We start from the raw sequence: 10,795 nt of genomic DNA, 5'->3' as shown, positions 1-10,795 counted from the left end.
AATCCCATTCAAATCGTCCCCTGCACCTGAACGTGTGTTTGGATGAGCCGCTGGAGACGAATGTGCCGGGCATTGATTTTTCTGCGACAGGCATGCCGCAAACACCAGAGGCAGGACAACCCTGCTCCCTGGAGTGTGATCTGGTGCTCGCCTCAGGCATGCATCCAGCGGACGCGGCGGAAGCAGCGGCGTTTCTCGCACAGCTCGGTGCGCCAATCATTGCTGAAGCGACCTCGAACCTGCACGGTTTCAGCGAATTACAGCCACTGCTCATTCCTGGCGGCGAACGGGCGCTGCAATCAGCCCGGCCAGCGCATGTGCTGCGTCTCGGGGCGGTGCCGTCGTGGCGTTGGTGGCGGGATTTGGAATCACAGCCAAGAATTCATGTCACGAACCTCACGCGGACGCAGTTCAGCGGACTGGCGCGGACGGAGAACGTCGAAACGCTGGCATGGGACAACATTCACAGCCCACAGTTTGCAGTGATCGATCCACCGTGCGGCATTCTGCGGTTTGAGCCGGAGTTCGAGAACTTTCCAGGATCAGAACCGGGCTGGATGCGGCAACTCGCGGAGGTTATTCCGACTGGGTCACGCGTGTTTCTGGGCAACAGCCTGCCCATTCGTGAATTCAATCTGGCGCTGCAAACAGCGCAGCCAGGCGTGGAATTTTTTGCGAATCGCGGCGCCAACGGCATTGACGGCCTGGTTTCGACGTTTCTCGGCACCAGCGCCGTTCATCACGGTGAATGCTGGCTGATCGTCGGTGATTTGAGTGCGCTGTATGATCTCGCCGCACCGTGGATCATCGCGCAGATGGATCATCCGAAGCTGCGCATCGTCATCATCAACAACGGCGGCGGCAAAATCTTCTCCCGCGTCAACAGCATGCGTGCGCTGCCCGAAGCAGCCCGCAGTGTGATCGAAAACCGCCACACGATGAGCTTTGAGCCATGGGCGCAGCTCTGGGGCATGGAATATCTGCAAACCGATGATGCCCTCGATTTGGAAGACCTGCTGCCAGTGCCGATCGTGATCGAAATCCGGCCCGATCCGCTGCAAACGGAGGCGTTCTGGAAGGACTGGCAGCGGCCCGTGATCCGACCGCGATAACGGTCGAGCACCAGGCGTAGGCCGGGAGTGTCCGGCGCAGATCGCTCCGCAAGCATCTACCACCGCTCTCGCCGGACTTCCCGGCTGGTTTGGGAGCTTGCGGCAGCCACCAGCCGTTCGCGGAGCCGGGAAGTTTGGCGAAGGAGGGCTTTCTCGCAGTGGCGCGCTTTGCGCCAAACACTCCCGGCCTACAACACTTGATCAGGCCACGATAAAGTCGCGGAAGGCGTCGAGCACCAGGCGTAGGCCGGGAGTGTCCGGCGCAGATCGCTCCGCAAGCATCTACCACCTCTCTCGCCGGACTTCCCGGCTGGTTTGGGAGCTTGCGGTAGTCACCAGACGTTCGAGGAGCCGGGAAGTTTGGCGAAGAAAGTCATGCCAGCAGCGATGCGCATTGCGCCAAACACTCCCGGCCTACAACACTTGATCAGGCCACGATAAAGTCGCAGAAGGCGTCGAGCACCGGGTGTAGGCCGGGAGTGTCCGGCGCAAATCGCTCCGCAAGCATCTACCACCTCTCTCGCCGGACTTCCCGGCTGGTTTGGGAGCTTGCGGCAGCCACCAGACGTTCGCGGAGCCGGGAAGTTTGGCGAAGGATGGCTTTCCCACAGCGGCGCGTATTGCGCCAAACACTCCCGGCCTACAACACTTGATCAGGCCACGATAAAGTCGCGGAAGGCGTCGATGATCACGACGACGGAGCAGGCACCAGCGTCCGGAAATCCGATGCAGCCTTCGCCCAGCGTCTTCGCCCGGCCAAACTTCGCCACCATGGCCTTGCTGGCTTCTTTGCCGGCTTCCGTGGCCGCAGCGACTGCCTTGATCGCCTCTGGCAGTGATTCACCCGCGACTTCAGCGGCTTTGTTCGCGGCAGGCTCCATCGCATCGACGCACGTTTTATCACCGATGGCGGCACCACCACGCTGCTTCACGCCATCCACGCCTGCTTTGAGGAATGCGGCGAGTCCGGCGGCATCGAAGACATCTTTGCCATTCAACGCCTTGCCGCCGTTGCGGAAGAAGGTGCCGAAGATCGCCCCGCTGGCGCCGCCCATGCTGCTCATCATCGCCATGCCGACGGAGGCGAAGGCTTTTTCAATGCTCTCGACTTCACCGGCGTTGAGTTTTTCAATCGAGGCCCGCATGCCGCGCTCCATGCCCATGCCATGGTCGCCATCGCCGAGATTGCGGTCGGCTTCAGACAACATCGGTTCGGCGGCGATGATGCGCTCGCACGCGAGGAGGAGCATGGCTTTGACTTCGTCTTTGGAGAGGGTGGCTTTGGGCATGGCAGGGCGATTAAATGGAGGAGCCAGCCTCTTTGTCAATCCCCCAATCACCCTGCTCACGGCACCCCCACGCTCACGCGGTAGAACTGCCGGGCGCCGGGCATCGCCGTCAGCGTTCGTGCGGTGGAGCCGGCGGTCGCAGTCACCTGCGTACCGCTGACGTTGTTCCAGGTGATCAGATCGCTGCTGGACTGGATCTGATAGCTGATGCCCGGCACACTCGCCCACGTCAGCGTGACCTGATTGCCCGCCAGTTGTGTGCCGCTCACCGCTAGCCGCGAGGTGCTGCTCTGCGGGTCCGTGCCGGCCACCGTTTCATCTGCTTCGGTCATGCCATCGCCATCATCGTCATCGGTGGTCACATTGCTGAGCACCAGCGTCAGCGCACGCGTGCCCGTGTTGCCGCCGCCGTCCGTCCAGCGCACCCGCAGGCTCTTCACGCGGCCGGTTTCGTAATCGAGCACTCGTGCCGCCTGCAACTCACTGCCGGAGATCATAAAGTCCGCGTCATCCGTGCCACCATCGAACGTGTAATCACAGGCGATGCCGGAGAGCGTGCCGCCGCCGCTGATTTCGGCCAAAACGCTGCCCACGGGCTGATTTTCCGCCACTTCGGTGAAACTCAGGCCCACGGGCCGTGCCTCCTCTTCCGCCAGCAGGCTCAGCGCATCGCGCACACTGACGACATTGAGTTCATCCTGCTTCCCCGCCACCTCCGTGACCAGATTCAGGTAAAAAGTCCGCCGCAGGCTCATCTCCTCCCCGCTCAGCAGCGCCGCCATCGAGGTCGGATCATACGGCCGCGGCCGGTTCGCCGGCACATAGATGTGAGTCCACGCCGACTCTTCGGCGAAGAGGTCATTGTCGTGTAGCTTGATGCCCACAAAATAGGGCGCGGTCACACTCCCTGCGCTGTGCGCATTCGCCAGCGCCTGGGTCAGGGTGCTCGTCGCACCCGCATCTCCGCGAAAGTGCTCGATCAAGATCCAGTCGAATGATTCCGGCCGCAGATACATGCCGTTGCGCGTGTCCCCCAGATTGATCGCGGTGCTGCGGTGCTCCACCAGCATCCCTGCGCCTGCGTTGTTAAAATACGAGTGAACCAGCGACGAAGTCGTCGTGCTCGCATTCGCCCCCACAATGCGCGGCGCGTAACCCATGAGATTCGCCAGCTTCAAAAAACCGCCCGCACTCGTCGTCGGCAGGCCCGCTGCCAGATCCAGGCCATGCGTCTCATAGTTCTCGATGTCCGCCGCATTGATCGCGCGGCCGTTGAGTGTCGTGAACCAGTTCGTCGCCGGATAGATGCTCGCATACGGCTTCGGCGCCCGCACATGGTAGCCCATCGTCACGCGTGAAGAGCTTTGCAGCCGCCCGATCATCTCTGGGGCCAGCGCTTCGATCAAATCCGTCTGCCATGTCGTGAAAAACACATCCACCGGCACGCCCGCCGCCTCATGATGATTCAACAGCGTGCGCAATTCCGCCGCACTCAGCTCCGGTCGCGACAAGTCCTGCCAGTTCAGCGAGAAGCCCACATTGTCCTCCGGCCGGCGATACAAGCTGCTCGTCCCGCTCCACGTCGCATGAATGTCCGCATACTTCGCCACCGTGATGCGCCCCGCATCCCGCCAGCGTTTGATCGTGTCGAGCTGCGCCGGCATGATGTTCGTCAAATAGCCCGGCTGCACCATGTCGCGGTGATTGAACACATGGCCCATCGTCCACCGCCCGCCCGCATGCGGCACCGTGCCGCTCTCCAACTGCCGCAGCAGTTGATCACATGCGTTCAAATCCTGCTCCCAGTTGCCAATCGCCGCGATGGGGCCGCCCGGCAGGTCGGTGAAGTACTGCGCCGCCGTCGCGTTCGTCGTCCCCGCATCCCATGAGGGATGCCACAGGCCGCTCGCATGCGGATCATCGCGATGACTCGCCGTGCCGCCACCCATCAGCAGCACCGGCTTCCAGCGGTAGCCGGTGCTGGAGTACCGCGCGCACAGCAGACCAGCAGGATCTTCGACAAATTTCGGCCACTGCTGATAGCCCGTGCCGGTATAGACATGCCCGCCCACCACGCCGGTCGGCTCCGTGTCCAGCACCACATCCAGTAGGTAGGCCACGTCCGCATAATTCCGCCCGCTGCCCTCATGCGAATGCGGATCGAGATTCACATTCAAATTCTCATGCAGATACTTCACCACATTTTTCCCCGCCGTGTTCGCCGTCAAAAGCGGGTCGTAAGCTGAACCTGACGGCATCTCAAACCGCTGCACGCCCTCCAGAAAATTCCAGTCGCTCTGAAACTGCCACGCCAGCCCGCGCTCCGCGCAAAGCTGTGCAAACGCCAGGATCGCATCCCGCCATTGCACATACGTCACCTGGTTCGTCGTCGTAAAATTTGGCGTATTTGGCACCGTGGTGCCGCCGCCAGGTTCCTCCGAGTGGACGGCAATGGCGAAATATACCTGCGGCCCCTGCCCCACCGCAGCGGTGGCCGTGAGCAGCAGCAAGGAAGAAAGCAGTCGTGTTTTCATAGGATGGTTGGGAGTTCACCCTCATCTGGCCGGTTTCGCGGCGGCGATTACAGCGGCGGAGAAAAAAGAGGGACAGATTGCCGTCTGCCTCGTCGAGGTGACCGACGCAGCAAGCCGGCGGGGATGTGAGAGGCCTGGCGACCCTCTTCGCGTTGCCCCCGTTGATCACTGCCTGGCTCCGACGGCACAGACTGCAAGTCTGTGCCACTTTCCTGCAACATCCGCGTATCTCTCGCCCGCCTTTCGGGTTACAGACAGACGCGAATGACTCATGGCAACGGACACGCCTTCCCCTTTCCTGCCACACGCTGGAGCCGTGTGGTGCAGGCCCGACGTGACGAGCTGCCGCAGGCGCAGGCGGCATTGGAAGAGCTTTGCCAGGCCTACTGGCAGCCGGTGACGGGCTATATCCGCGCCCTTGGCTGCGTGGAGCATGCGGAGGATCTGGCGCAGGATTTCTTTGCGCAATTTCTGCGTGCGGAAGGTTTCCAGCAGGCGCAGCAGGAGCGCGGCACGCTGCGCTCCTATTTGAAAGCTGCCATCCGCCATCAGGTCTGGCACTGGCGGCGTGATCAGGCCACGCAGCGGCGTGGTGGCGGCCATGAGGCCATCGAACTCGATGAAAACATCCCCGCCGCCGATACGGCGAGCGATCTGGCCTACGACGAGCAATGGGCGCTTACCGTGCTGGAACGTGCTTTGAGTGCCTTGAAGGCCGGCTACGCGCGCCGTGGCCGTTTACTGCTCTACGAGCAGCTCAAACCCACGCTGCTCGCGCAAGACAGCGATCTGGCTGCGCTTGCATCACAACTCGGCATCACGCGCAATGCGCTCGCGGTCGAGCAGCACCGCGCACGCCGTCGTCTGGCCGATCTGCTGCGCGCACAAGTCGCCGACACGGTTCCCGATCCTGCCGAGATCGACCCGGAACTCCTGCACCTCCTGCGCGTTTTAGCCCGCCAATGAGCACGTCCCTCTGCCCTCAATGCCACACGCCGCTGCGTGCCGTGGACGGCCTCTGCCCGGCCTGCGTGGCCCGCGTGATCACGTCCTTCGTCAAACAGCCTGCTTCTCTCACTGGCGATGACGAACCTGAAATCCCCGGCTACGAAATCATTGAAATCATCGGCCGTGGCGGCATGGGCGTCGTCTATCGCGCGCTGCGGCTCGATGATGAAATCGAAGTCGCGCTCAAACTCATGCCCGCGCATCTCGCCGGCCGGGCCGATTTGCTCGAACGACTGCAGCGCGAGGCCCAAACCCTGCGCCAGCTCGATCACCCGTACATCCTGCGCATCCTCGATTCCGGCATCACTGCCGACGGTCGCTGGTTCATGGCCACCGAACTCGCCACGGGTGGCGATCTCGGCAAACGCCTGCAAACCGGCCCCATCCCCGTCGCCGAAGCGCTGCGGCTCTTTGGCGAAACCCTGCAGGCCCTCGCGCATGCCCACGCGAAAGGCATCGCCCATCGCGACATCAAGCCGGCCAATATTCTCCTCGCCGCTGACGGCAGCGTGCGCGTCGCCGACTTCTCCCTCGCCAAACTGCTACGCGACAACACCACACCGCAATTCTCCCTCACCCAGACCACCGAGGTCTTCGGCACGCCCTACTACATCGCTCCCGAACTCCGCCGTGGTTCCGGTAACGTGGATGAACGCGCCGACATCTTCTCCCTCGGCGTCCTGCTGCACGAGATGCTCACCGGCCGCCTGCCCATCGGCAATTACGAGCCCGCATCGAAACTCACCGACATCTCCAAGCACATCGACAGGCTCATCTCACGTTGCTTGCAGGAAGATCCGGCGAAACGACCGCAAGCGGTGGCAGCAGTCACGCACGAGTTGAATCGCAAACCGCGCAAGCCGCTCGGCTGCATCGTTTGGACGCTGGTACTGCTCACGCTCGGCTACATCGGCAGCGATGGCTTTTGGATGCCGGGGCGCGGGACTCCCACCACCCATCGTCCATGGCGCAATTCACTCGGCGTGAAGTTTGTGCCACTGCCAGGCACCAATGTGCTCGTGAGCACCTGGGAAACTCGCATCCGCGACTTCACCGAATACTCCGACGAGATGAAACTCCCGCTCACCGGCCCCGAAACGCGCTGGCGGCACGCCGCCATCGGCAATGACATCAACCCGGACCATCCCGTCACGCCCGTGAGCAAAGTCATGACAGACCGCTTCTGTGACTGGCTCACGCAACGGGAACGACAGCAAGGCCTGATCACCTCACGCATGCGCTACCGCCTGCCCAGCGAGGCAGAGTGGAGCCTCGCTGCGGCAGAGCCAGAGACGGCTCACTCGGATAAATTCACCTCTCCCGTCGGCTCCCAGGCACCGAACCAGTTCGGCATCCACGATCTGCACGGCAACGTCGCCGAATGGACCTCCACCCCATGGTCACCCACCAACACGGGTGACTTCATCATTCGCGGAGCCTCCTACCTGCCCCTCGACGACCGCCATCACTCACGCGCCATCTTCCAAACCGACGGCGTTGGCTTTCGAGTAGTCTTGGAGCTTCCGCAGATCCCCTGATCCTGGCACGGCTCACACCTCCTCATGCTTTGCCGCCCGGCGCAGGCGGTCGGCCATGCCTTTCATGACGTGCAGGGCAAAGAGCGGTGTCTCATTGACGAGGAACAGGAAGTGATGGCGATTCACGGGCAGCAGGCGGCAGTCGCTGCGGGCGACGGCATCGGCGCTGCGGACGGAATCGTCGATGAGCGACATTTCGCCGAAGAAGCCGTCGGGGCCGATGGTTTCGACGACTTCGCCATTAATAACGATGTCCACCTCGCCGGTGTGGACGACGAACATCTCCCCGGCATCATCGCCAGCCTGGAAGATCACGGCACCTTGGACAAAGGAACGGATGTTGGCGGGATCGGCGAAGATTTGGGGGAGTTTCATAGCGGTGACGGTTAGAGCTTGGTGTAGCCCACGCTTTCGCAGGGCAGATCCCAGTATTTTTTCAACTCGGCGTCGAGCTTGGTGATGCTGAAGCTCACGCCGGCCATCTCCTGGCAGGTGACGATGTTATCAACGATGGTCTGATGGATTTTAATGCCGCGCTGTTCGAGGATCGGCTTCGCGGCACGGAGCAAGATGAGCAGCTCCATCATGTGCGTGGAGCCGAGGCTGTTGACGAAGAAAACGATTTCATCACCGGCATTGAGCGCGAGATCGTCGGCGAACAACAAGTCGAGGATTTTCACCGCGAGTTCATCGGCGGTACACATCGGAATCAATGCCACGCCCTTTTCGCCATGAATGCCCATGCCGAGGCCGATGATGTCGTCGGCGAGTTCAAAGGTCGGCTTGCCGGTGGCGGGAATGCTGCCGGGCTTGGTGGACACGCCGACGGTGCGGGTGTTGTCGCAGGCTTTCTGCGCAATGCGGGCGAGTTCATCGAGCGAATCAACGCTCATGGCAGCACCACCAGCAATCTTGGTGATCGGCACGAGTCCCGCGACGCCACGGCGCTTGTGCTTCTCGCTGGCAGGCGCGGAGCAGACATCGTCGGCGATGATGACGGTTTTCACGGTGATGCCTTCCTCAACAGCGAGTTCCGCGCCAATGTCGAAGTTCATCACGTCGCCGGCATAGTTGCCATAGAGAAAGAGCACGCCTTTGCCACGGTTCACAGCTTGCGTGGCCTCCAGCACGATGTCAGGAGGCGGTGCGGCAAAGATTTCGCCCACCGCAGCGCCATCAGCCATGCCTTTGCCAACCAGGCCGTGGTAGATCGGCTCATGACCGGCACCACCACCGACGAGCAGCGCGGGCGCATCCGGGCGCAGATCATTCATCACAATGGAACGCGTGCCGACACGGCGGGCCTTGCCATCATAGGCGATGACGAGTCCTTCAAAGAGTTCGTCGGCGCATTTGAGCGGGTTGTTGATGATCTTTTTGGCAGGATTGGCGTGGCTCATGGTCAGGGCGTGTGGGTTGGAACAGGAGCGCCAGTTTTAGCGGTTCGCCCATGACTGTCAAAGCCGATTGCCAACCTCGTCAGGCACATCACTGGATGCCATAGCCTACCAGCAGAATGAGACGCGCGACAATCCACACCCCAAAGGCGATGAGCAGATACTTCATGCCCTTGCGCACGTTGTGCAGCTTGGCCTCCAGAACCATGGACTTGGAATGAATCTGCCCCAGCACGGAGCGCTTGACGCCGTCATTCGACTGCTTGCAGAACAGGTCCGCATACTCATCACCGGGGATGGCGGCGATCTGGGCTGAAAAATAAAGGTTGGGATGGCGGTTCAAATCCGAAATTTTGTTAACGGCACGCGGAAAAGCGGCGGCGATGCCCCGCCCGAAAGCACAGCTCATGCAGATGATGAACAGCAGGTAGAGCAGCACCACACAGCTTTCGAACCACTGCATGTCGGCAAAGTTCGGCGTCCGCACCCCGGTCCCCAGGTTCACCAGCATGGCCATCAGGACGGCGGAGGTGCTCAGGGTGATCTGTGCCTTGAGATCCGCCCGGTTGATCTGCTGCTCCACGTCCTGGTAGAGCATGTAAATCAAGCGTGTCACATCGACCTGCGTATCCTTCACCAGCATGGTCACGGTGCCGAGAAGATTGGCGGCGGAGGTGGTGGTTTCGGGTTTCTGCATGAGCGAGGTCTATAGGCAGCCCTTCTTCGTGTGGCAAGACGGAGCCACCAATCTGACAGAATCGTCACCATTTATCACCGCCCGGCCATCGAGCTGTCGGGCATCTGGAAGGCGTTTTCGATGATGTGGACGTGCGGCAGTTCGCCAGCGATGAGAACGACCTCGGCGATGTCGAAACGGAACTTGATGCGCGGATTGCCGAGCAGACGCAGCCAGTCCATGGCACCGCGCTGAATGAGACGCTGCTTGTCGGGGCCAACAGCATCCGCAGGGCGACCAAAGGCGGTGCTGGTGCGGGTTTTAACCTCCACAAACGTCAGCACATCACGATGGCGGGCGACGATGTCCACCTCGCCACGATTCACACCTCGGTAGTTGCGATAGAGCACCTTGCGACCATGTGAAGCGAGCCAGCGTGCGGCGATGAGTTCACCCATGCGGCCAATTTCGGCGCGGTCCATCTGCCGCCCAGAAAGACGACGTTGAAACAGACGCAGTGGTGAGGCGCGCAACCACAGCGCAGCAGTACGCACATGCGCAACGCCCGTCACCCGCCGCCGCAGCCAGCGCCACCGACTTTGCAGGCGGAAGACGCGGCGTTTCATGCCAGATCGAGTTCCACCTGCGCCACCGGCCGAAAGCTGCGCCGATGCTGCGGACACGGCCCGTGTTTTTTCAATGCGGCGAGATGCGCGGGCGTGGGATAGCCTTTGTGAATCTCGAAACCGTACTCAGGATGCCGCTGCGCCAGCGCGACCATGAAACGATCCCGCGTCACTTTCGCGATGATGCTGGCGGCGGCGATGGAATAGCTGAGGCTGTCACCTTTGACGAGCGCCACCTGATGCAGCGGATATTGCTTCACCGGCCGGCCATCGATCAAGACCGCGTCCGGCAGAGGATCCAGCGCCAGCGCGGCGCGGCGCATGCCTGCCCACGTCGCCTGAAGGATGTTGATGCGGTCGATTTCATCGGGGGTGATGCTCACGCAGTGCCAGCGGATGCTTGAGTCGCCGGTAATCTCATCATAAAGCCGCTCGCGCTTTGCTTCGGTGAGCTGCTTGGAGTCGTTGAGCACGGGATGCGTGAAATCTTTTGGCAACACGACCGCCGCCACGCTCACCGGCCCCGCCAGCGGTCCACGGCCGGCTTCATCAATGCCGGCAACGATGCGAAAACCCGAGGCACGCAGCGTGTTCTCATGGTCGAGCGTGGGCATG

Annotated in this window: 10 protein-coding genes; 3 read left to right on the top strand and 7 right to left on the bottom strand. The window is 61.7% G+C overall.

The window, feature by feature from the left end:
• On the top strand, window positions 1–1,112 hold a 1,112-nt coding region (locus ACKVY0_RS24345), incomplete at its 5' end, for a hypothetical protein (RefSeq protein ID WP_409217459.1).
• A gap of 653 nt (window positions 1,113–1,765) precedes the next feature.
• Here ACKVY0_RS24345 and dhaL read toward each other — a convergent pair.
• Window positions 1,766–2,401 carry a dihydroxyacetone kinase subunit DhaL gene (gene dhaL, locus ACKVY0_RS24340; RefSeq protein ID WP_409217458.1) on the bottom strand — a complete coding sequence of 212 codons (636 nt, stop codon included), beginning with the start codon at window positions 2,399–2,401 and terminating at the stop codon, window positions 1,766–1,768.
• Between the two features lie 56 nt (window positions 2,402–2,457).
• Window positions 2,458–4,935: a cadherin repeat domain-containing protein gene (locus ACKVY0_RS24335; protein ID WP_409217457.1), complete on the bottom strand. Its 2,478-nt coding sequence runs from the start codon at window positions 4,933–4,935 to the stop codon at window positions 2,458–2,460.
• 264 nt (window positions 4,936–5,199) lie between these two features.
• Here ACKVY0_RS24335 and ACKVY0_RS24330 point away from each other — a divergent pair, with 264 nt between their 5' ends.
• Together ACKVY0_RS24330 and ACKVY0_RS24325 are read left to right on the top strand one after the other, a co-directional pair.
• Window positions 5,200–5,901, top strand: coding sequence for an RNA polymerase sigma factor (locus ACKVY0_RS24330; RefSeq protein WP_409217456.1), 702 nt, complete (start codon window positions 5,200–5,202; stop codon window positions 5,899–5,901).
• Entirely contained in the window at window positions 5,898–7,481 is a 1,584-nt protein-coding gene (locus ACKVY0_RS24325) for a bifunctional serine/threonine-protein kinase/formylglycine-generating enzyme family protein (RefSeq protein WP_409217455.1), read from the top strand. Before ACKVY0_RS24330 ends, ACKVY0_RS24325 begins: the two co-directional genes overlap by 4 nt.
• A gap of 12 nt (window positions 7,482–7,493) precedes the next feature.
• Here ACKVY0_RS24325 and ACKVY0_RS24320 read toward each other — a convergent pair whose 3' ends face one another.
• From ACKVY0_RS24320 to ACKVY0_RS24300, 5 genes are all read right to left on the bottom strand, one after another.
• On the bottom strand, window positions 7,494–7,856 hold the full coding sequence (locus ACKVY0_RS24320; protein ID WP_409217454.1) for a Crp/Fnr family transcriptional regulator: 363 nt from the start codon (window positions 7,854–7,856) through the stop codon (window positions 7,494–7,496).
• Between the two features lie 11 nt (window positions 7,857–7,867).
• Window positions 7,868–8,881: a dihydroxyacetone kinase subunit DhaK gene (locus tag ACKVY0_RS24315; protein ID WP_409217453.1), complete on the bottom strand. Its 1,014-nt coding sequence runs from the start codon at window positions 8,879–8,881 to the stop codon at window positions 7,868–7,870.
• Window positions 8,882–8,969: 88 nt separating this feature from the next.
• Window positions 8,970–9,575, bottom strand: coding sequence for a hypothetical protein (locus tag ACKVY0_RS24310; protein ID WP_409217452.1), 606 nt, complete (start codon window positions 9,573–9,575; stop codon window positions 8,970–8,972).
• A 74-nt stretch (window positions 9,576–9,649) separates the two neighbouring features.
• Window positions 9,650–10,180 carry a YraN family protein gene (locus tag ACKVY0_RS24305; RefSeq protein WP_409217451.1) on the bottom strand — a complete coding sequence of 177 codons (531 nt, stop codon included), beginning with the start codon at window positions 10,178–10,180 and terminating at the stop codon, window positions 9,650–9,652.
• Window positions 10,177–10,794: a ribonuclease HII gene (locus ACKVY0_RS24300; protein ID WP_409217450.1), complete on the bottom strand. Its 618-nt coding sequence runs from the start codon at window positions 10,792–10,794 to the stop codon at window positions 10,177–10,179. The genes ACKVY0_RS24305 and ACKVY0_RS24300 overlap by 4 nt, the downstream gene beginning before the upstream one ends.
• Window position 10,795: the final 1 nt, after the last annotated feature.

Origin of the sequence: Prosthecobacter sp., assembly GCF_046154365.1 — a bacterium.
Taxonomy (GTDB): domain Bacteria; phylum Verrucomicrobiota; class Verrucomicrobiia; order Verrucomicrobiales; family Verrucomicrobiaceae; genus Prosthecobacter.
This window is presented reverse-complemented; position numbering and strand designations above follow the sequence as displayed.

Excerpts from the sequence above, each read along its gene's own strand:
- dhaL (WP_409217458.1), bottom strand. The coding sequence starts at position 2,401 with ATGCCCAAAGCCACCCTCTCCAAAGACGAAGTCAAAGCCATGCTCCTC.
- ACKVY0_RS24335 (WP_409217457.1), bottom strand. The coding sequence starts at position 4,935 with ATGAAAACACGACTGCTTTCTTCCTTGCTGCTGCTCACGGCCACCGCT.
- ACKVY0_RS24330 (WP_409217456.1), top strand. The coding sequence starts at position 5,200 with ATGACTCATGGCAACGGACACGCCTTCCCCTTTCCTGCCACACGCTGG.
- ACKVY0_RS24325 (WP_409217455.1), top strand. The coding sequence starts at position 5,898 with ATGAGCACGTCCCTCTGCCCTCAATGCCACACGCCGCTGCGTGCCGTG.
- ACKVY0_RS24320 (WP_409217454.1), bottom strand. The coding sequence starts at position 7,856 with ATGAAACTCCCCCAAATCTTCGCCGATCCCGCCAACATCCGTTCCTTT.
- ACKVY0_RS24315 (WP_409217453.1), bottom strand. The coding sequence starts at position 8,881 with ATGAGCCACGCCAATCCTGCCAAAAAGATCATCAACAACCCGCTCAAA.
- ACKVY0_RS24310 (WP_409217452.1), bottom strand. The coding sequence starts at position 9,575 with ATGCAGAAACCCGAAACCACCACCTCCGCCGCCAATCTTCTCGGCACC.
- ACKVY0_RS24305 (WP_409217451.1), bottom strand. The coding sequence starts at position 10,180 with ATGAAACGCCGCGTCTTCCGCCTGCAAAGTCGGTGGCGCTGGCTGCGG.
- ACKVY0_RS24300 (WP_409217450.1), bottom strand. The coding sequence starts at position 10,794 with ATGCCCACGCTCGACCATGAGAACACGCTGCGTGCCTCGGGTTTTCGC.